This is a genomic window from Homoserinibacter gongjuensis (assembly GCF_030161875.1).
In the GTDB taxonomy this organism is placed as follows: domain Bacteria; phylum Actinomycetota; class Actinomycetes; order Actinomycetales; family Microbacteriaceae; genus Homoserinibacter; species Homoserinibacter gongjuensis.
On the sequence record NZ_BSVA01000001.1, the window covers coordinates 3,219,312 to 3,238,736 of the forward strand.

20 protein-coding genes and 2 pseudogenes are annotated in these 19,425 nt (G+C 70.4%); 11 read left to right on the plus strand and 11 right to left on the minus strand.

Going from position 1 to position 19,425, the window contains the following annotated elements:
- Positions 1–29: 29 nt before the first annotated feature.
- Positions 30–593: a dihydrofolate reductase family protein gene (locus QQK29_RS17170; RefSeq protein ID WP_284301817.1), complete on the plus strand. Its 564-nt coding sequence runs from the start codon at positions 30–32 to the stop codon at positions 591–593.
- Here QQK29_RS17170 and QQK29_RS17175 read toward each other — a convergent pair.
- The 5 genes from QQK29_RS17175 to QQK29_RS17195 are packed head-to-tail and all read right to left on the minus strand — an operon-like array spanning position 590 to position 4,902.
- Positions 590–1,816 (minus strand): serine hydrolase domain-containing protein, encoded by a 1,227-nt coding sequence (locus QQK29_RS17175; protein WP_284301818.1) that lies wholly within the window; start codon positions 1,814–1,816, stop codon positions 590–592. The genes QQK29_RS17170 and QQK29_RS17175 overlap by 4 nt on opposite strands.
- On the minus strand, positions 1,813–2,637 hold the full coding sequence (locus tag QQK29_RS17180) for a carbohydrate ABC transporter permease (protein ID WP_284301819.1): 825 nt from the start codon (positions 2,635–2,637) through the stop codon (positions 1,813–1,815). The genes QQK29_RS17175 and QQK29_RS17180 overlap by 4 nt, the downstream gene beginning before the upstream one ends.
- Positions 2,634–3,545 carry a carbohydrate ABC transporter permease gene (locus tag QQK29_RS17185; protein ID WP_284301820.1) on the minus strand — a complete coding sequence of 304 codons (912 nt, stop codon included), beginning with the start codon at positions 3,543–3,545 and terminating at the stop codon, positions 2,634–2,636. The genes QQK29_RS17180 and QQK29_RS17185 overlap by 4 nt, the downstream gene beginning before the upstream one ends.
- A complete protein-coding gene (locus QQK29_RS17190; RefSeq protein WP_284301821.1) occupies positions 3,545–3,970 on the minus strand; it encodes a hypothetical protein in 426 nt (141 codons plus the stop codon). Before QQK29_RS17190 ends, QQK29_RS17185 begins: the two co-directional genes overlap by 1 nt.
- Positions 3,967–4,902, minus strand: coding sequence for an ABC transporter substrate-binding protein (locus tag QQK29_RS17195; protein WP_284301823.1), 936 nt, complete (start codon positions 4,900–4,902; stop codon positions 3,967–3,969). Before QQK29_RS17195 ends, QQK29_RS17190 begins: the two co-directional genes overlap by 4 nt.
- Before the next feature lie 187 nt (positions 4,903–5,089).
- Between QQK29_RS17195 and QQK29_RS18250 the strand changes: the two genes are divergently transcribed.
- From QQK29_RS18250 to QQK29_RS17235, 8 genes are all read left to right on the plus strand, one after another.
- The gene (locus QQK29_RS18250) at positions 5,090–5,857 is read left to right on the plus strand and encodes a LacI family DNA-binding transcriptional regulator (protein WP_348533900.1); all 768 of its coding nucleotides are present in this window, start codon (positions 5,090–5,092) and stop codon (positions 5,855–5,857) included.
- Positions 5,770–6,126, plus strand: coding sequence for a substrate-binding domain-containing protein (locus QQK29_RS17205; protein ID WP_348533937.1), 357 nt, complete (start codon positions 5,770–5,772; stop codon positions 6,124–6,126). The genes QQK29_RS18250 and QQK29_RS17205 overlap by 88 nt, the downstream gene beginning before the upstream one ends.
- Positions 6,127–6,136: 10 nt before the next feature.
- Positions 6,137–6,826 carry a carbohydrate kinase family protein gene (locus QQK29_RS17210; RefSeq protein WP_284301825.1) on the plus strand — a complete coding sequence of 230 codons (690 nt, stop codon included), beginning with the start codon at positions 6,137–6,139 and terminating at the stop codon, positions 6,824–6,826.
- Entirely contained in the window at positions 6,790–7,002 is a 213-nt protein-coding gene (locus QQK29_RS17215; RefSeq protein WP_284302039.1) for a PfkB family carbohydrate kinase, read from the plus strand. Before QQK29_RS17210 ends, QQK29_RS17215 begins: the two co-directional genes overlap by 37 nt.
- Positions 7,003–7,124: 122 nt before the next feature.
- Positions 7,125–8,150, plus strand: a complete 1,026-nt coding sequence (locus QQK29_RS17220) for an LLM class flavin-dependent oxidoreductase (protein ID WP_284301826.1) — start codon at positions 7,125–7,127, stop codon at positions 8,148–8,150.
- A gap of 140 nt (positions 8,151–8,290) precedes the next feature.
- Positions 8,291–9,778, plus strand: a complete 1,488-nt coding sequence (locus tag QQK29_RS17225; RefSeq protein ID WP_284301827.1) for an MFS transporter — start codon at positions 8,291–8,293, stop codon at positions 9,776–9,778.
- 9 nt (positions 9,779–9,787) lie between these two features.
- A complete protein-coding gene (locus tag QQK29_RS17230) occupies positions 9,788–11,512 on the plus strand; it encodes a cytochrome c biogenesis protein DipZ (RefSeq protein ID WP_284301828.1) in 1,725 nt (574 codons plus the stop codon).
- A 93-nt stretch (positions 11,513–11,605) separates the two neighbouring features.
- Positions 11,606–12,436: a nuclease-related domain-containing protein gene (locus tag QQK29_RS17235; protein WP_284301829.1), complete on the plus strand. Its 831-nt coding sequence runs from the start codon at positions 11,606–11,608 to the stop codon at positions 12,434–12,436.
- A 157-nt stretch (positions 12,437–12,593) separates the two neighbouring features.
- On the opposite strand, the pseudogene QQK29_RS17240 reads toward QQK29_RS17235, so the two are convergent.
- The 4 genes and pseudogenes from QQK29_RS17240 to QQK29_RS17255 form a co-directional block, all read right to left on the minus strand.
- Positions 12,594–12,869: pseudogene (locus tag QQK29_RS17240) on the minus strand (HIT family protein); the annotation flags it as partial.
- A gap of 2 nt (positions 12,870–12,871) precedes the next feature.
- Positions 12,872–13,555 (minus strand): response regulator, encoded by a 684-nt coding sequence (locus tag QQK29_RS17245; protein ID WP_284301830.1) that lies wholly within the window; start codon positions 13,553–13,555, stop codon positions 12,872–12,874.
- Positions 13,552–14,598 (minus strand): sensor histidine kinase, encoded by a 1,047-nt coding sequence (locus QQK29_RS17250; protein WP_284301831.1) that lies wholly within the window; start codon positions 14,596–14,598, stop codon positions 13,552–13,554. The genes QQK29_RS17245 and QQK29_RS17250 overlap by 4 nt, the downstream gene beginning before the upstream one ends.
- Entirely contained in the window at positions 14,502–14,822 is a 321-nt protein-coding gene (locus QQK29_RS17255; RefSeq protein WP_284301832.1) for a hypothetical protein, read from the minus strand. The genes QQK29_RS17250 and QQK29_RS17255 overlap by 97 nt, the downstream gene beginning before the upstream one ends.
- 171 nt (positions 14,823–14,993) lie before the next feature.
- Here QQK29_RS17255 and QQK29_RS17260 point away from each other — a divergent pair, with 171 nt between their 5' ends.
- Positions 14,994–16,301, plus strand: coding sequence for an acyltransferase family protein (locus tag QQK29_RS17260; protein WP_284301833.1), 1,308 nt, complete (start codon positions 14,994–14,996; stop codon positions 16,299–16,301).
- A 353-nt stretch (positions 16,302–16,654) separates the two neighbouring features.
- Positions 16,655–17,185 (plus strand): hypothetical protein, encoded by a 531-nt coding sequence (locus tag QQK29_RS17265; protein ID WP_284301834.1) that lies wholly within the window; start codon positions 16,655–16,657, stop codon positions 17,183–17,185.
- 39 nt (positions 17,186–17,224) lie between these two features.
- Here QQK29_RS17265 and QQK29_RS17270 read toward each other — a convergent pair whose 3' ends face one another.
- The gene (locus tag QQK29_RS17270; RefSeq protein ID WP_284296744.1) at positions 17,225–18,544 is read right to left on the minus strand and encodes a uracil-xanthine permease family protein; all 1,320 of its coding nucleotides are present in this window, start codon (positions 18,542–18,544) and stop codon (positions 17,225–17,227) included.
- 384 nt (positions 18,545–18,928) lie between these two features.
- Positions 18,929–19,300: pseudogene (locus QQK29_RS18255) on the minus strand (MarR family transcriptional regulator); the annotation flags it as partial.
- Between the last annotated feature and the right edge of the window lie 125 nt (positions 19,301–19,425).

A 19,425-nucleotide genomic window follows, 5' to 3' on the forward strand; every position in this document is an offset into this window, starting at 1 on the left:
CCGTCAGAGGTAACCCGTAGCATCCCCGCATGGGCCGCATCCGCTTCGACACCGCCGTGACCCTCAACGGCTTCCTCGCCGACGAGCATCACTCCCTCTCCTGGCTCTTCGCCGTGCCGGGCTCCGACGACGCCGAGCGCGACATCCCGACGCCCGACGCGGCCGTCGACGTCATGGGCTCGCACACCTACGAGTGGCTGCTGCGCGAACTCGACATGCTCGAGCATCCCGAGAAGTGGACGGAGTTCTTCGGCAGCACGCCCGTCTACGTCTTCACGAGCCGGATGCTCCCCGTACCGGCAGGGGTCGAGATCCGGTTCGTCGACGGCTCGGTGGCGACCGCGCTGCCGGGCATCCGCGAGGCGGCGGGCGACGGCGACATCTGGGTGATGGGCGGCGGAGAGCTCGTCGGACAGTTCCTCGACGCGGGGGCGCTCGACGAGATCGCCGTGACGATCGCGCCCGTCACGCTCGAGGGCGGGGCGCCGCTGCTGCCCCGCCGGCTCGAGTCCGACCGGATGCGGCTGGTCGAGGCCCGCCCGGTCGGCCAGTTCGTGCGCGCGGTGTACGAGGTGCGACCCGCGGCGTCCTAGCCTGAGCGCGAACCCCTCATCGCCAACGACTCAGCGCCTCCCGCGCTCCCGGATGCCGTGAGCACGGTACGAAGGGCGTCGACAACTCGCGTCGCGCGGTGATCGTCGATCGCCTCCATCCGGTTGGTCACGAACGCGAACCCGACCTCGTGCGCACGGTCCGCGAACGCGACCTGCCCGCCCGCCCCGTCGTGACCGAAGCTCGTCGGCCCCAGATACCGCCGTGCCTCCGAGTCGAGCTGGAAGCCCATGCCCCAGCGCGACCATGGCGGCGGCACCGCGAACACCGGCTCCCCCTGCGAGACCACCTCGATGCCCCGAGTGACCGTCTCGTCGTCAAGGAGCCGCACGCCGTCGGTCTCCACGACGGTCGCCGACCACACGGCGGCGAGCCCGCGCGCCGTCGCAATGCCGCCGGCTCCCGGGATCAACGCCGCGCGCACCGCCGGGGCGTTGAACCCTTCTCCCGGCGCGACCAGCTCGGGCGGGAACGCATCGCCGAGGGTCATCGCGCGATTCGGCCAATCGATCGCACCGGGTCGTCGAGCCTCAGCCTGCTCACGCGTCAGCCGGGCCAGGCCGTCGCCGACGATCGAATCGGAGATCTCGATGGCCGCGTCCTGCGGAACCCCCAGGAGCACCTGCGCCCCGAGGGGCTCCGCGAGCTCCCGCGCGAGCATCTCCCCCGGCGGCAGTCCCGTCACGCGGCACAGCAGCTCCCCCACCAACCAGCCGTGCGTCAGCGCGTGATAGGCGTGGCCCGAGCCCGGTTCCCACAAGGGCTCCTGCTCGGCGAGCAGCCGCGTCATCGCATCCCACTCGAGCGCGGTCGCGAGGTCGACGGCCTCGCGCGGGGCCGACAGTCCGGCTCGATGCGCCAGCAGATCCCGCACGCGGGTCGCGGCCTTCCCCGCCTGGGCGAACTCCGGCCAGTAGGCGGCCACCGGGCGTTCGTAGTCGAGCAGCCCCGCTGCCACGGCGCGCGCCGCGAGGATCGACATGAGTCCCTTGGTGCAGGAGAAGACCGTCGTGTGGGTATCGCGGGTCCACGTCGTGCCGCGCACCGGATCCGCCACGCCGCCCCAGAGGTCCACCACCACCGCACCGCGATGCCGCACGGCGAGCGCCGCCCCGGTGTCGGTGACCTCGAAGGCCGCCCGGAACGCGTCGGCCACCGGTTCGAATCCCGGCGCGACGATTCCCTCGATCGTGACCGGGCTCATCCCTTCACCGCGCCCTGGAGCAGCGCGCGGATGAACTGCCGTTGGAAGATCAGGAAGACCACGATGGCGGGCGTGATGATGATGAGCGCGCCCGCGTTCAGTAACGGGATGCTCGAGTAGTACTGCCCCTGGAAGAAGGTCAGCGCGCCGGCCACCGTGCGATCGAGCGGGTTCGCGACGAGCACGACGGGCAGCAGGAACTGGTTCCAGGTCCACAGGAACAGCAGGATCGCGAGCGCCGACAGTGCCGGTGTCGCCAACGGCAACTGGATGCGACGGAACTCCTGCCAGATGTTCGCCCCGTCGACACGGGCCGCCTCCGAGAGCTCCGGTGGGACGTTCACGAAGTGGGCACGCATCCAGAAGACGCTGAAGGGCATGAACAGACCGATGAGCGGGAAGATGATCGCCCACTGGGTGTTGAGGGTGCCCATCGCCTGCGCTTGGTAATAGAGCGGGATGATGAGCGCCTCGAACGGGATCGTCAGCCCGAGCACGAAGAAGATGAGAACGCCACGGCCGCCCCGCACCCGCAGCGCACCGAGCGCGTAGCCGGCGAGTGTCGCGAACAGCAGGCTCACGGGCACGACGCCGAGCACGATGAGCACGCTCGACCCCATGAGCCGCCACACATGGCCGACTTCGAAGGCGGTCACGAAGTTGCCCCACTGCGGATCGGTGGGCCAGCTGAGCCCTGTCGGGTTCCGGTCGGCGGGTTGGAGCGCCGCCGAGAGCATGCTGACCAGCGGTGCGACGGTGAGCACGATCGCCACCACGAGCAGCACGCGCCCGAGCAGCAGTTCGGTGCGACTGGTTCTCATCGGTCGGCCGCCCTCGAGAGTCGTTGGATAGGCAGCACGACGGCGAGCACCAGCAGCATGAGCACGATGCCGAACGCGGATGCCTGACCTACGTCGCTCTGCGTGAACCCGATCCGGTAGATGAGCAGGCCCGGCACCATGGTCGCGCGCCCCGGCCCGCCCTGGGTGGAGGTGTAGATGATGTCGAAGCTCGAGAGCGCCGCGATCACGGTGAGCGTCACGAGCACCGCGATCTCCTGCCGGAGCCCGGGGAGGGTGATCGTGAAGAACTCGCGCCACCATCCGGCGCCGTCGATGCGGATCGCCTCATACAGCGAGGTGTCGATCTTGCCGATCCCGGTGAGGAGCAGCACGGTGCACAAGCCCGTCAGCACCCACGATCCGATGAGTCCGACGGCGGGCAGGGCTGTGCCGTAGTCAGCCAGCCACGGCCGGGCGAGGAAGCCGAGGCCCAGCCAGCCGAACACCTGGTTGACGGTGCCGGTCTGGGCGTACATCCACGCCCACGCGATGCCGGCCGCCGCGAGCGGGATGATCTGCGGCAGGAAGAGCACCGTCTGGGAGAGGTTCGAGAACCACCCGGCACGCAACGAGCGGATGAGCGTGGCGAGCACGAGCCCCACGCCCACCGGGATGATCGTGAAGAACGCGATGAGGATGAACGCGTTGGTGATCGACCCCAGCAGCGCCTGGTCGGCGAACACCTTGAGGTAGTTCTCGACGCCGACCCAGGTGGCGACGCCCACCCCGTTCCAGTCGTAGAACGAGTACTGCACACCGAGCGCCAGCGGCCACACGACGAACCCGAGGTAGGCCGCGAGCGCCGGCACGAGCAGCCCCCAGCCGATCAGGGTGACCCGCCGGGCCGCCGCACGTGCGGTGGCCCGGCGGGCGACGGGGTGGGACATCAGCCGCCGATCTCGCTCTCGTAGAACTTCTGAACGCGCTCCACGAACTCCTTGCCGGTGATCTGGCTGGTCACGAGCAGTTGCGACTCGGGAATGATCGAACCCGCGTAGATGCCCGCCGTCGTGTTCGCCATGAAGTCGACCTGGCCGTTCTCGGCACCGATCGTGGCGCTCATCTCGAGCGCCTGCTCGATGAGCGACCCCGGCTTCACCGACGGCTGCGGCAGCGACGGGTCGCCTCCCGGCGAGGCGCCCGTGACGTCGACGATGATCTGGCGCGCGGCCGGATCGGTGTGGATCCAGTTCAGGAAGTACACGATCTCGTTGAGGTGCTTCGACTTCGCGGCGACCGAGAACGAGTTGGCAGCGCCCATCGCCACGTGACCCGCACCCTCCTTCGCGGGCGGCGCGAGGAAGAACGTCACGTCATCCCCGAGAGCGTCCTGGTAGCTCTGCGCGGCCCAGTTGCCGTTGAAGGTGAACAGGCCCTCCCCTCCGCGAAGCGGCTGACGAAGGTGGCGTAGTCGATGGCGTTGATATCCGACGGGAAGTAGCCCGCATCCGCCCATTTGCGGATGAGTTCGGCACCCTCGACGGTGCCCGGCTGGTCGTAGCGTGCGCCGGGCTCGTTGAACATCCACTTCATGAACTCGCCTGGATCGACGTACTGGTTCATGGCCGCCTGAACGACGAAGTTGACCACGCCGTCCTTGTCGCCCGCCATGATCGGCAGCACGCCGGCGGCCTTCGCCGTGGCGAGGTCGGCCTCGAGCTCAGCGATCGTTGAGGGCGGGGCGTCGATGCCCAGCTCGGCGGCGATCTTCGTGTTCATGAAGATGCCGGTGACCGAGTAGCCGAGACCCAGCTGGTAGAGCGAGCCCGAACCGCGGATGCCGTCGTCGCCCATCCGCAGCGGTGCGAGCTGTGAGGCGGGCCAGGCATCCCATCCGTAGGCGTCGAAGTACGGGTCGAGGTTGGCCAGCAGGCCGTCCTTCACCGTGTCGCCGATGGTGGGGAGCCGGATGAGGTCGGGCGGCGTCGAGCTCGCGAGCAGCTTGGGTGCGTTCGCCGTGAGGTTCTGGAACGTGTCGCGCGTGATCTCGAAAGTGATGTTCGGGTGCTGCTTGGTGAACTCCTCGGTCAGCTTGTCGGTGACCGGGAAGCCGGTCTCGTCGGCGATCACGAGCTTGACGTTCTCGCTCGTGAGCTCGGTGCTGACCTTGGTCGTGTTCGTGTCGGTGGGCGCGCTGCCGCCGGGGGCGCAGCCGGCCAATGCGACCGCCGTGGCCGCGACCAGTGCGGCGGCCGAGAGGCTCGCACCGCGCATCCGGCGCGAACCTCGGTTCGTGATTGCCATGTCGACTCCTTCGTCGTGGGGGTGACCCGCTGAACCGAACTCCATTCGATCATGGGATCGCGTGGCCTCTGATGGTGCTAAATGGGTTCAGCACGGATAAGCTCGCATTTCGAAGCCGAGGTGTCAAGTCCTTGCGGCGGGTCGGCGTCGTCGCCCCCGCTACCATCGGCTCGCGAAAGGAGTCGCGATGGCGCGCAAGAGGGTCACGCTCGCGGATGTGGCGGCCCGCTCGGGTATGTCGATCGCGGCGGCCTCGATGATCCTCAACGGCCGTCCCGACACGCGGCTCTCCCAAGACGCGCACGACCGCGTGCACGCGGCAGCCCGCGAGCTGGGCTACCGGCCCAATGTCGCGGCCCGCGGCCTTCGCACCGCCAAGACGCACACCATCGGCTTCGTCTCGGATGTCGTGGCCACCACCCGCTTCGCGAGCGGTCTCATCCGCGGGGCGCTCGCCGCCGCCGAAGCGGCGGGGCACGTCGTGCTCGTCGCCGAGACGGGCGGGGAGTCCGCGCGCGAGGCCGAAGCGATCGAGGCCCTCCTCGACCGGCAGGTCGACGGCATCATCTTCGCGACGATGCGCGCCCGCGAGGTGTTCCTTCCCGAGCTGCCCGACGGCACGCCCGCCGTGATGCTGAACGCCACCAACACCCGCTACCCGCGTTCGGTCCTCCCCGACGAGGAGGCCGGCGGGCGCGCCGCCATCGAACTGCTCGCGCAGGCGGGCCACCGGCACGACATCGTGCTCGTCGGCCAGAACGACGAGGTCGAACGCGACCTCTTCCGGTCCGCCACGGTGGCCAGGCGCGTCGCCGGCATCCGGGGGCGATGGCTCAGCACGGGCTCAAGTTCGCGCGCGAGGAGTCGATCTGGGAGTGGGAGCCCGAGAACGGCTACGACGCCGTCTGCCGCCTGCTCGACGACGGGGTCATGCCCCGCGCCCTCGTCTGCATGAACGACCGTGTCGCCTTCGGTGCCTACCAGGCGCTCGGCGAGCGTGGCATCCGGATCCCCGAGCAGGTGTCGATCGTCTCGTTCGACAACGACGAGGTCGCGTCGTACCTGCGTCCCGGCCTCTCGACCATCGCGCTGCCGCACGAGGCCATGGGTCGTGCCGCGGTCGAGTTGCTGCTCTCGGGCGACGAGCGGCCACGTGAGATGCTGGTGCCCATGCCGGTGATCTCGCGCGCCTCGATCGGCGCTCCGGCGAGGTCGCTCCCGTGAGGTGGCACGCGTGAGCGCACGCGTGGTGGTGATCGGCGACGCCCTCATCGACGAGCTCGTCGGCGACGAGGGCACCACGCATCAGGTGGGTGGCTCGGCGCTCAACGTGGCGGTGGGCCTCAGCATCCTGGGGGTGCCGGCGAGGCTCGTGGCGATGATCGGCGACGACGTCGACGGTGCGCTCATCCGAGGGCACCTCGCCGACTTCGGAGTCGAGCTGCTCCCCACCATCACACCCCTCGGCACGGGCGTCGCCCGCTCCGAACGGGCCGACGGCGAGGCCCATCCGAGCTTCAGCGATTCCCTCGTGGGCCGCCGCATCGACTTCGACGACACCCAGCGTGCCGCCATCGCGGAGGCCGACGTCGTCGCGGTCAGCGGCTTCCCCTTCGATGCCCCTGCCCAGGTGGAGTTGCTCGAGCGCGCAGTCGCGGGTCGTCCGCACGTGGCTGTCGACCCGAACCCCCGCCTCGGTCTGCTGCGCGATGCCGACGCGTTCCGGCGCGCCCTCGAGGGCTTCGGCGGCCTCGCGCAGCTCATCAAGCTGAGCGACGACGACATCGAGCTGTTGTGGGGCGAACCGGTGGCCGAGGTCGCCCCCGCCTCCTCGCCCGCTATCCCTACGTCTTCACGACCGAGGGCGGGGCGGGCGCGAGCATCCGCATCGGCGATGCACGCTGGCGCCAGCCGAGCCTCGTGACCCCGGATGCGGTCGTCGACACCACGGGCGCGGGAGACGCCGTCTTCGCGGCCGTGCTGTCCGAGATCGCGACGCTCGGCATCCGCGACATCGACTGGTTCGACGCACTCGAGCACGCCATGCGCGTCGCCGCCGCGACCGTCGCGCATCCGGGGGCGCTGCTGCGCCCCGCGTGAGCTGATGCCGCGCGCACCCATGTTGCGGTTTCGGCGCAATGTGCGCGGCGCGCCAGCCACACCGCGCCGAAACCGCAACATCGAGGGGAATGATCCATGCATCCGCATACGTTGGAGCAGACATGAAGAAGATCGGGTTCCTCTCCTTCGGCCACTGGTCGGCCTCGCCGGGATCGAGCGCGCGCAGCGCCTCGGATGTGCTGCTGCAGTCGATCGATCTCGCGGTGGCCGCGGAGGAACTCGGCGCCGATGGCGCGTACTTCCGCGTGCACCACTACGCCACGCAGCTCGGCAGCCCGTTCCCGCTGCTCGCGGCGGCAGGCGCCAAGACGAGCCGCATCGAGCTCGGCACGGGCGTCATCGACATGCGTTACGAGAACCCGCTGTACATGGCTGAGGATGCCGGCGCCGCCGACCTGATCTCCGGCGGCCGCCTGCAGCTCGGCGTGAGCCGCGGCTCACCCGAGTCGGTGATCGACGGCTGGCGCTACTTCGGTTACGACGCCCCCGAGGGGATGACGATGGCCGACGTCGCCCGGTCCAACACCGAGGTGTTCCTCAAGGTGATCGACGGCGCGCGCTTCGCGGAACCGAACCCGCGCCCGATGTTCCCGAACCCGCATCCGGGGCCCCTCGGCATCCAGCCGCAGTCGCCCGGGCTGCGCGACCGCATCTGGTGGGGTGCAGGCTCCGACTCGACCGCCGTGTGGGCCGCCGAGCAGGGCATGAACCTCATGAGCTCGACCCTCAAGGAGGACGAGTCGGGCGAGCCCTTCCACGTGCAGCAGCGCAAGCAGATCGAGAAGTTCCACGAGGCCTGGAAGGCCGCCGGCCACGAGCGCACGCCGCGCACCTCCGTGAGCCGCTCGATCTTCGCTCTCGTCGACGACCGCGATCGTATGTACTTCGGCGGCGGACAGCGCGATGAGGACGACCAGTTCGGTCAGCTCGACGACTACCGCGCCGTCTTCGGCCGCAGCTATGCCGCCGAGCCCGACCGGCTCGTGGAGCAGCTGCGCGGGGATGAGGCGATCGCCGCCGCCGATACCCTGCTGCTCACGATCCCCAACCAGCTGGGCGTCGACTACAACGCGCACGTGCTCGAGTCGATCCTCACCCACGTGGCGCCCGAGCTCGGCTGGCGCTGAGCCGCCGCGGTTCGTGACGCGGCGAGTCGGCGCACGTGAGGAAGATGCGCTAGGGTCGCTGCACCGGAAGTAAAAACACGGCATCGGCCGTGCTCGCAGGCTCCGTCAGGTCGCCACTTCTCCTACCTCAGAGGAGTGGCATGAGCCACGACACGCACCTTCCCACGTCTCCGACGGCTCGGGCGCCGCGCTCAGCCGCACGCCGGCCGCAGACCCTGCGGGCTGCCGGACTCGCGCTCGCGGGGCTGTCGGCCGTGTTCCTGTTCGAGATGCTCGACAACTCGGTGCTGAACGTGGCCCTGCCCACGATCGGCCGTGAGCTCGGCGCATCCACGACCGCGTTGCAGTGGGTGACCAGCTCCTACGCGATCGTGTTCGGCGGGCTCATGATCGCGCTCAGCGCCGTGGCCGATCGCTTCGGCCGTCGCCGGGTGATGATCATCGGGCTCGTGCTGCTCGCCCTGGCGAGTTCGGCGGTTCTGTTCGTCACCACCGTCGACGAGCTCATCGCCCTGCGCGCCGTGATGGGCGTCGCGGCTGCCATGACGACACCCGGCGCCCTCGCGCTCGCGTTCCGGCTCTTCGATGACGAGCAGCTCAGGGTGCGCGCCATCACCCTGATCTCGACCGTCGGCCTCGTCGGCCTTGCGCTCGGCCCCACCGCCGGGGGTGTCGTGCTGAGCTTCGCCCCCTGGCAGGTGCTCCTGCTCGTGAACGTGCCGGTCGCCCTGCTCGCCCTGGTGTTCATCCGTCTCGGTGTACCGGCCGATTCCGGCGGGGACCGGCATCCGCATCCCATCGATGTGCCCGGAGCGCTCTCGGGGACCCTCACGGTCGTGTTCGCACTGGTCGCCCCCACCCTCTTCATCGAGGAGGGCGCCGCGTCGTGGACCGCATGGCTGGCCGCCGCCGGAGCCGCGGCGCTCGCGGTGGTCTTCGTGCTGCGGCAACGCGTGGCGGCGCATCCGCTGCTCGACCTCGCCCTCATCGCCCGACCCCTCGTCTCGAGTGGGCTCGCTTTCAAGGCGGCCGCGGGGCTCGCCATCGCGGGGCTGAGCTATCTGGTCACGCTGCAGCTGCAGCTGGACTGGGGATGGGCGCCCGCGCAGGCGGCGCTCGGCATGCTGCCACAGGTGATCACGCTGATCGCCGGGGGCGCCCTCATCTCGCCGCTCATCCGGCGCACCGGCTTGGCCACAGCGGCCTGGGTGAGCGCCGTCGTCGTGGTGGCGGGCTTGGGCGTCTACGCCGCGTTCGGCCAGTTCGGGTACGGCTGGGTCGCCGTCTCGCTCGTGCTCGTGGCCGCCGGGATGCGGATCGTCGGGGTGGTCGCGGGCAACAACGTGATGCACGGGCTCCCGGAGGATCGCACCACGATCGGCGCGGCACTCATCGACACGGCGAGCCAGCTCACCACCGGCCTCGGCATCGCGGTCTCGGGCACGATCATCGCGGCCGGTTTCACCGGGAGCATCACGGCATCCGCGTGGACCGACGAGCAGACCATCCAGTTCCGCGGCGCGATCACGATCGCCGCGCTCGCCCTGACGCTGCTCGCCGCGCTGCTCGTCGGCGCCGGGATGTGGTGGGCCCGCCGGGGTGTGCACGAGGTGCACGCACAGGAATAGCGTGTGCTCGTGACGCTCGTGCTGATCGGGCTCGTCGGCGGGTTGCTGACGGGGATCTCGCCGTGCATTCTGCCGGTGCTGCCGGTGGTCTTCCTCGGCGGCGCCTCGCGCGGGGTGGGCACCGCTTCCGGTGGGGTCGACTCGGATGCCGTGCCCAGTCGCGCGCGCCCGGTGCTGATCGTGGTGGGCCTCACGATCAGCTTCTCGATCTTCACCCTCGTGGGCACTGCCCTGCTGTCGCTGCTGCACCTGCCGGCCGATCTCATCCGCTGGGCGGGGCTCGTCGTGCTCGTGCTGCTCGGCGTCTCGATGATCGTGCCCGCGATCGGCCACCTCGTCGAGAAGCCGTTCGCCTGGATCCCGCAGCGCCACGTCGACCCCGACCGCGGCGGGCTGCTGCTCGGCCTCGCCCTCGGCGCAGTATTCGTGCCGTGCGCGGGGCCCGTGCTCGCCGCCATCACGGTCGCCGGCGCGACCGGTGATCTCGGCCCCGACACGATCATCCTCACGCTCGCGTTCGCGGTCGGATGCGCGATTCCACTGCTCGTGTTCGCGCTCGCCGGGCGGCAGCTCGTCGCCCGCATCGCAGCCTTCCGCAGGCATCGCCGCGCGGTGCAGATCGTGAGCGGCTCGGTCATGATCGCGCTCGCGATCGGTCTCACCTTCAACGTGACCGACCTCATCCAGCGCACCATCCCGAACTACACGGAGGCTCTCGCGGGCGCCGCCGGGCGCGACGCGTCGCAGATCCTCAGCGGCGGCGCGAACCGCGACGACTATGACGACAAGCTGCTGTACTGCCAGCTGCAGGCCAACTACGACGTGATCGACGGCGACGACTGCGGCCCGGCACCCGAGTTCACCGGCATCGAGCGCTGGCTCAACACCCCCGGCGACGAGCCTCTCAGCCTCCCGCGACTGCGCGGTCAGGTGGTGCTCGTCGACTTCTGGGCGTACTCGTGCATCAACTGCCAGCGGGAGTTGCCGCACGTGGAGGCCTGGGCGAACGCCTACGCCTCGGCGGGCCTCACCGTCGTCGGCGTGCACACTCCCGAGTACGCCTTCGAGCACGTGATCGACAACGTACGAGCGGGCGCCGACCGCATCGGCGTCACCTTCCCGATCGCGATCGACAACGACTACGGCACCTGGAACGCGTACGGCAACACCGTGTGGCCCGCGACCTACCTCATCGACGCGACCGGTCGCGTGCGGTACGTGCTCTACGGCGAGGGCTCGTACACCCACGAGGAGAAACTCATCCGCGGCCTGCTGACCGAGGCGGACCCGGATGTCGTGCTGCCGGCATCCGTGCAGCTCCCGAACACGACACCCACCGACCCGAAGCAGAGCCGCGAGACCTACCTGGGCGCCGATCGGATGCAGTTCTACGCGGGCGACGGCGACTACACAGAGGGCACACACGACTTCACCGACGCGCGAGCGCTGCCCGCCGGCGGGTTCGAGCTGAGCGGCAGCTGGACCATCGGGCACGAGTCGCTTCTCGCCGGCGCCGGCGCCCGCATCCGCCTCGACTACCACGCGTCGAAGGTGTACCTGAACGTGGGCGGCACCGGCACCATCACGGTCACCGCCGACGGGCGTGAGCGCACGATCCGGGTGTCGGGCGCCCCCAACATCTACACGGTCGCTTCGGCGCCCGACCCCGAGCACGACGAGGTCGAGCTGGAGCTCTCGCCGGGGCTGGAGGCGTACTCGTTCACCTTCGGGTGAGGGCCGCGCCGGGCCCGCTCCATCCCGCGTGCCCCGGAACTGGGCGCGTGCCGACCCTTCGCCAAGCGATCCCACCCTGTCATGCTCACAGTCGTGGAACAGACGACGGAGACCGACCGCGAGATGAACCTGCGCTTCGCGGGGGTGTGCACGGTCTGCGGCGAGGAGATCCCGAAGGGTGCCCGAGCCGTCTACAGTCCATCGAGCCGGAGCGTGCACCACACCGCGTGCCCCGGGCTCGAGCTGGGCGCAGCGGGAGCATCGGCGAGGCGCGAATTCGAGCGACGCAAAGCCCGGGATGACGCCCGCATCGAGGCGCGAAAGGCCAATGTGCGCGCCACCTTCGGCGACGGGTTCATCGGCAAGGTCGCGACCTTCCTCGCGGTCGACGACAGCCCGCGGCGGAGCACGAGCGTCTGGGCACAGGGGGCGGTCGGTGAAGAACGCGTGGCGGCGCAACTGGACGCCCTCGCCGAGGTGGGCGTGATCGCGCTCCACGACCGCCGCATCCCGGGCACCAAGGCCAACATCGATCACATCGCGGTGACCCCCTGGGGCGTCTGGGTGATCGACGCCAAGCGCTACCTCAACAAGCGCCCCGATCTGGTGACCGAGGGCGGCTTCTTGGGCATCGGCGGAACCGACCGCCTGACGGTCGGCGGCCGCAAGCAGGACAAGCTCGTCGACGGCATGCTCTGGCAGCTCGAGAAGGTGCAGGCCGTGCTCGGCGAGACGGCATCCGCCCGTGGGATCCTCTGCTTCGTCGATGCGGATTGGCCGCTCATCGGCGGTCACTTCAGCGTGCGCGGCGTGCGGGTGGTGTGGCCGCGGCGGCTGCCGAAGGAGCTGCTGCAGACGGTTCCGCCGACGATCGATCCCGACGCGGTGGGCAGGGTGCTCGCCTCCGCGTTCCCGCCGGCCTAACGCGCGAGTTCGGCGCGGATGCTCGCCGCCATGCGCTCGGCATCGGCGTCGCTCGCGTAGGGTGCCGCGGGCCGAGCCAGAAACGCAGGCCGTCGCCCTTGCTGCGCGGGATCACGTGCAGGTGCAGGTGCGGCACGCTCTGGCTGACGATGTTGTTGATGATCATGAGCGAGCCCTCGCTCGCCGTGGCGCGCTCGACCGCGCGCTGCAGGCGCTGCGAGAGGTCGACCCACGCGGAGGCGAGCTCGAGCGGCAGGGCGTCGTAGGTGACGACGTGGCGGGTCGGCACGAGCAGGGTGTGCCCCGCGAAGAGTGGGCGGATGTCGAGGAACGCCACGAAGTCGTCGGTGCGCAGCACCTCGAACGCGAGCGAGCGCTGCGCGACGACCTCGCAGAACGCGCATGGCTTGCTCGCGGCGGACGGCGGCGTCATGCTCAGGCCTGGCCGTCCCGGTCGCCGGGCACGACGAGCCCCGACTCGTAGGCGAGCACGACGGCGTGCACGCGGTCGCGCAGCCCGAGTTTGGTGAGGATGCGGCTCACATGGCTCTTGGTGGTCTGCTCGGCGATGAAGAGCCGCTCGGCGATCTCGGTGTTGCTGAAGCCTGCCGCCATGAGCAGCAGCACCTCGCGTTCGCGGTCGGTGAGTTCCGCGAACGCCGTCGACGGCGGCGTGCGCCGCGCGGGCGTGCCCACGAACTCCGCGACCAGGGTGCGCGTGACGCGCGGCGAGAGCAGCGCATCCCCGGCGTGCACGGTGCGCACCGCCGCGACCAGCTCCTCGGGCGTGGCGTCTTTGAGCAGGAACCCGCTCGCGCCCGCGCGCAACGCCGCGAAGACGTAGTCGTCGATGTCGAAGGTCGTGAGCATCACGATCCGCGGCCGATGCGCCGAGACCTCGTCGCCGAGGATCGCCGCCGTCGCGTCGATGCCGTTGAGGTTCGGCATGCGCACGTCCATGAGCACGACATCCGGTCTCAGGCTGCGCACCTTCGCAAGGGCCGCTGCGCCGTCATCCGCCTCACCCACGACCTCGATGTCGGGCTGCGCCGCGAGGATCGCCACGAGCCCCACCCGGAACATCTGCTGGTCGTCGACCACCAGAACCCGGATGCTCACGCGGCACCCTCCCTGCCCGCTGTACCGTCACCCGAGGTCAGCGGATGCGGCGCCCGCGCCACGACGCGATAGCCGCCGCCCGGCACGGTGCCGTGATCGAGCGACCCGCCCACCGATGCCATGCGTTCCATCATGCCCCGGATGCCGTGGCCGCCCTGGTCGGATGCGGCGCCCACCTCCGTCTCGCCGTCGCGTGGCGCCCCGTTCTCGACGGTCAGCCACAGTTCGGGCCCGACTCGCTCGAGCCCGACGAACACCTCGGCACCGCGGGCGTGCCGCACGACGTTGCTGAGCGACTCCTGCGCCACCCGGTAGAGCGCGAGCTGCAGCGAGGCGGGCGGCTCGACCTCGGTGACCTCGGGCGGAAGCGACGCCGTGATGGCGACACCGGCATCGCGGGTCGCCTCGAGCAGCGCGGGCAGGTCGGCGAGCCCCGGCTGCGGAGCATCGAGCACACCGTCGCCCTCGCGCAGCACGCCGAGCAGTCCGCGCATCTCGCGCAGCGCCGCACGCGCCTGCTCCGCGATGCCGTCGAACTCGGCCACCGCATCCGTTCCGAGGCCGTCGAGCCGGTATCGCGCCGAGGTGGCGCGCATGTGCACTATCGACATGCTGTGCGCCACCACGTCGTGCATCTCGCGCGCGATGCGGGCACGCTCCTGCTGCCAGAGCACGTGCGCGCGCTCGATCTCGGTCTGCTCGCGCGCCTCGCGCACCTCGACGCGCGCGTCGAGCAGCTGCGCGACGACGGCCGCCGCGAACAGCCCTAGGGCGGTCGTGCTGGCCGTCACGATGAGGTCGGAGAGCGCCTCGTCGGCGACGGGCCGGAACGCCCCCGTGACGAGCGCCGAGAAGATGAGCAGCACGATCGCCGCAAGCCAGGTGACAGCTCCCACACCCCAGTAGCCGTGCAGGCCGAGCGCCACGAGCACGCCGCCGAGCGCGATCATGCCGAGCACCGGCATCGGCCACGGCCCGCCGGTGGCATCCGCCGCGGCCACGAAGCCCACGACGGCCGCGAGCTGCGCCGCAGCCCCCACCACGGACGCAGCGCGGCGAGCAGCACGCTGCCGCCCTGCAGGATGCCGAGCACGAACGCGATCGGCACGAAGACGTCGTAGAGCACCGCGAGCGTCGGCACGCTCACGGCGGTGATGCCGAAGGAGATGAGGCTCCAGGTGACCCAGCCGGGGGTGCTGAGCCGCCCGCTCGTGGCGCGGGCTCCGGCTCCGAAGCCGTCCCGCAGCATCTCGCGCATCCGATCCACGACGCCAAGCTACGCGAGCCGGTCACCCGGTTCATCCCTCGCGCGTGGCGAATGCCGCCGGCGGCGCCCCTACCGCGGTACGGGTGCCGTCGAACCCTCAGCGTGATGTGCCGCCCCCGACCCCGGCACCAAGCTCGTGCTACCCGCGACAGGGCCAGAAGGGATCGAATCATGACGACGCTCATCGAGCCGACGACCGGCGCACGCCTCACGGCCACCAGCGCCCCGGCATCCCCCGCGCCCGCGCCCAGCACCCTGAGCACCCGCACCGCCCGCGACGCCTCGATCGACGTGGCCCGCGCGTGGTGCCTCGTGGTGGTCGTCGCCTTGCACTCCTTCATGGTGGGCGTGAGCATGGCGGGCGGCGCGCCGCTGCTCGAGAACGCCATGGACGGCTGGGGCGGCTTCGCCGCGCTCACCTGGTTCGTGCAGATCATGCCGCTGTTCTTCGTGCTGGGCGGCTTCTCGAGCGTCACGCAGTGGAGTCGCCTGCGCACGCGCGGCGTGTCGGCCTCCGACTATCTGGCGTTGCGGATGCGACGGCTGCTGCCGCCCGCGCTCGGTGCGATGGGCGTCACCGCGGTGGTGCTGCTCGTGCTGAGCCTGAGCGGCGTGCCGGCCGACATGGTGGCCGTCGCCGGTTTCCGCATGAGCCAGCCACTGTGGTTCCTCGGCGTCTACCTGCTGTGCACGGCGCTCGTGCCGCTCATGACCGCGGCGCACCGTGCCGCCCCGCGCGTCGCGGTGGCCGCCCTCGCCGCGCTCGTCGTCGCGGTCGATGCGACACGCATCACCACCGGCATCGAGGCGCTCGGCTTCGCCAACCTGCTGTTCGTGTGGCTGCTGCTGCAGCAGCTCGGCTTCCACCTCGCCGACGGCCGCGTGTCGACGAACCGCCGCACGCTGCTCGCGGTCGCGGCCGTCGCACTCGGAACACTCGCGGCGCTCTGCGTCAACGGCGTGTACTCCTTCGACCTGTTCGACAACCTCAACCCGCCGACCGCGGCCCTCGTGCTGCTCGGCGTCGCGCAGCTGTGCCTGTTCCAGCTCGCGCGTCCCGCCCTGCGGCGGCTGCACGGCATCCGCGGGGTCGCGACGGCGGTGTCCGCCATCGGCGCCCGCGCCATGACGATCTACTCCTGGCACATGCTCGTGCTCATCGGCCTCGCGGGTGTGCTGCTCGTGACGGTCGGCGACGAACTGCCTGCCCCGCTCACCGAGGCCTGGTGGCTCACGCGGCCGGTGTGGATCGCGAGCGTGCTCGTCGTCGTGGCCCTGCTCGTCGCGGTCGTGGGACGCCGCGAGGCCGCCGCCGACCCCGGGCGCCCCACGACGCCTGCGCACCCCGCCACTGCCGTCACCGCGGTGCTGCTCGCAGCCGTCGGCGTGGTGCTCGTCCTCGTGTTCGGCGCGAGCGCGGCGGCGTGGTTCGCCGGTGCGCTGCTGCTGGTCGGGGCGCTCCGGCTCGCCACCCCTTGACGTCGACGCGGTTGCCGGCGCCCCTAGGGTGAACACGTGACCACCGCGCTCGACCAGCTCGCCGCCACCCGTGACCTGCGCTCCTTCGCCGCCGCCAACGGCTGGCGCTATGACGAGACGGCCGCCCCGCCGGCATCCGTAGGCCTGTGGGAGCAGGTGTCGTCGGGAGTGGGACGCGATCGCGTGACGGGCGAAGGCTGGGAGGCCGGTCGTATCACGGGCGGCAACCGCTCGGCATCGAGGACCGAGCGGCGCGGCGGCTGGACGGTCACCACGACGATGAGCGTGTCGACCCCCGAGCGCAGTCTCGAACTCGGCTACCTCGCGATCACCCTGCCCCGCCGGGTCCCCACATGGTGCTCGATGCCCGCAGCAACGACCGCGGGCCCTTCTCGAGCCTGCTGCGCCGCCCGGCGGCGAACCAGCATCTCTCGCTCGAGGGCGACTTCGACAGCCGGTTCCGCCTGTACGCGCCCTCCGGCTACGAACGCGACGCGCTCTACGTCTTCACGCCCGACCTGATGGCGCTGCTCATCGACGAGACGGGCGACCTCGACGTCGAGCTGCGCGACGATCGGCTCATCGTCTACAAGCCCGGCGGCTTCGACCTCACCGACCCTGCGGTCTGGCAGCGCTTCGCACACATCCGCGCCACGGTGGGGGCGAAGACCTGGGACCGCACGGATCTCTACGCCGACGAGCGCGCCGCCCCAGACCTGCAGTTCGACGCCGCGGGAACCGTCGCCCCCGACGGAGCCCGTCTGCGTGGGCGGATGCCGCGGATGGTGTGGGGGCTCATCGCGGGCGCTGTCGCCTTCGTCACGATCTTCGTGGGCATCTTCGTGATCGTGATCGTGAACGTCGCGAACGCCTTCTCGAGCTGATCGGGGGCGGGTCGCCCCGCCCCCGATCAACTGCCGCGGCTACTGCGGGTCGCCGCCGAGCTGGCCGACCGCGGGAATGGGCCCGCCGTCGTCGGCGCCCGTCTTGCGCACCCGCGCGATGAGGTTGCCGAGGTGGTAGATCACGAGCGCGGCGGCCGTGGCGAGCACGATCGCGCCGAGGGTGAAGTCGCCCCAGCTCATCGAGAAGCCGGCGATCGCCATGACCAGGGCCACGGCGCCGGTGTACTGGTTGACGGGCCGCGAGAAGTCCACGCGGTTGTCGACCCAGATCTTGATGCCGATGATGCCGATGAGCCCGTAGAGGGCCGTGGTCACGCCGCCGAGCACGCCCGCAGGGATCGAGTTGAACAGCGCACCGATCTTGGGCGAGAGGCTCAGCAGGATCGCCGTGGCACCGGCCACCCAGTAGGCGGCCGTCGAGTACACACGGGTGGCCGCCATGACGCCGATGTTCTCGCCGTAGGTGGTGGTACCGGATCCGCCGAAGAAACCGGCGAGCGTCGTGGCGACACCGTCGGCGATGAGCGCCTTGCCCGTGGAGGCGTTGACCGACTTGTCGGTCATGGCCGCGACGGCGCGCACGTGGCCGACGTTCTCGGCGATGAGCACGAGCACGACCGGCAGGAACATCGCGATCGCCGACCAGGTGCCCGCGGATGCGAAGTCGGCCAGGTGGAAGGTCGGCAGCCCGATCCAGTCGGCCTTCTCGACGGCCGAGAGGTCGAGCTCACCCAGCAGCGCCGCCGCGATGTAGCCCACGACGACACCCAGGAAGATCGAGATCCGCCCGAGGAAGCCGCGGAACAGCACGCTGAACAGCACGACCGCGGTGAGGGTGATGGCGGCCACGAGCGGGCCCTGCTCGAAGTTCGACCACGCGACGGGCGCGAGGTTGAACCCGATGAGCGCGACGATCGCCCCGGCCACGACGGGCGGCATGAGCTTGTCGATCCAGCCGGTGCCCGTGACGTTCGCGATGACGCCGACGATCGCCAGCAGGATGCCGACCGCCACGATGCCCGCGAGCGCCGACCCCATGCCCGCGCTCGCCGTCGCGGCCGTGACCGGCGCGATGAAGGCGAACGACGATCCGAGGTAGCTCGGCAGCTTGTTGCGCGTGATGATCAGGAACAGCAGGGTTCCGACGCCCGAGAACAAGAGGGTGGTGGGCACCGGGAAGCCGGTGAGCACCGGCACCAGGAATGTGGCTCCGAACATGGCGACGACGTGCTGCACGCCGATCGCGATCGTCGCCGGCCAGTTCAACCGCTCCGAGGGAGCGACGACCTCACCGGGGGCGACCGACTTGCCGTCGCCGTGGAGGGACCAGATCTTCATAGGATTCCTCTCACCGGCCCGCGCGTGTCGGGTACGGGGCCGGATGGTGGTTGAGACGCGTGGCCCGCGTCGGCATGCCGCCGCGCCGTTGCGGTGACATGCCCAGATGCTAGCGGGCGGCGGCGCCCTCGGGGTCGTCCGACTCTCCGGGGCGGCGTCCGCCACCTCGATCGCGTCGGGGCCGTCGGCGTGGGCGAAGGGCGCGTCGCTCCATTCACCCTCGGTCGTGATGCTGAGCTGATCGAGGAAGCGGATGACGATCTCACGCTCCTCGGGAGCGAGGGCCGCCGCGACGCGGAAGCGGCGGGCGTGCTCGCGCCCGACGGTGGCCTCGGCGGCCGCCCGCGTCTCGGGGTCGACCACGACGGCGAGCGCCCGGCGGTCGGTGGGATGCGGCGTGCGCCGGATGTGGCCTCCGGCTTCGAGCCGGTCGAGCAGCTTGGTCGTCGACGCGCTCGAGATGTTCAGGTGACGGGCGATGTCGCGCGCCGTGACGTGCTCGTTCTTGTCGGACATCACGATCGCGAAGCGCAGGGCCTTCATGTCGTTGTCGCCGAGCCGCATGTAGCGGCGCGACGCGGCGCTCACCCGCTGCTCCGCCTCGCGCCACCGGAACATGGCATCCATCACGCGCACGATCTGGCCGAGCTCGTTCTCGTCGATGCCCTGGAGCTGCAGCAGTCGACCCGCACGGTCGATGACGCGGGGATCGTGCAGACGCATCGCGACCTCGGGCGGGGTCTCTTGCGTGCTCATGAACAGTACGCTAGCCTTTCGCGAAGTATTTAGCTACGCTGAATACTTACTTGGCTAGCTAACCTGGGAAAACGCTTGGAGGACGAGATGGACGACGTGGTACTGCTCTCCCCGAGGGGGCCGAG

Coding starts and splice junctions, on each gene's coding strand:
- QQK29_RS17170 (WP_284301817.1), top strand. CDS start 30: ATGGGCCGCATCCGCTTCGACACCGCCGTGACCCTCAACGGCTTCCTC.
- QQK29_RS17175 (WP_284301818.1), bottom strand. CDS start 1,816: ATGAGCCCGGTCACGATCGAGGGAATCGTCGCGCCGGGATTCGAACCG.
- QQK29_RS17180 (WP_284301819.1), bottom strand. CDS start 2,637: ATGAGAACCAGTCGCACCGAACTGCTGCTCGGGCGCGTGCTGCTCGTG.
- QQK29_RS17185 (WP_284301820.1), bottom strand. CDS start 3,545: ATGTCCCACCCCGTCGCCCGCCGGGCCACCGCACGTGCGGCGGCCCGG.
- QQK29_RS17195 (WP_284301823.1), bottom strand. CDS start 4,902: ATGGCAATCACGAACCGAGGTTCGCGCCGGATGCGCGGTGCGAGCCTC.
- QQK29_RS18250 (WP_348533900.1), top strand. CDS start 5,090: ATGGCGCGCAAGAGGGTCACGCTCGCGGATGTGGCGGCCCGCTCGGGT.
- QQK29_RS17220 (WP_284301826.1), top strand. CDS start 7,125: ATGAAGAAGATCGGGTTCCTCTCCTTCGGCCACTGGTCGGCCTCGCCG.
- QQK29_RS17225 (WP_284301827.1), top strand. CDS start 8,291: ATGAGCCACGACACGCACCTTCCCACGTCTCCGACGGCTCGGGCGCCG.
- QQK29_RS17260 (WP_284301833.1), top strand. CDS start 14,994: ATGACGACGCTCATCGAGCCGACGACCGGCGCACGCCTCACGGCCACC.
- QQK29_RS17265 (WP_284301834.1), top strand. CDS start 16,655: ATGGTGCTCGATGCCCGCAGCAACGACCGCGGGCCCTTCTCGAGCCTG.
- QQK29_RS17270 (WP_284296744.1), bottom strand. CDS start 18,544: ATGAAGATCTGGTCCCTCCACGGCGACGGCAAGTCGGTCGCCCCCGGT.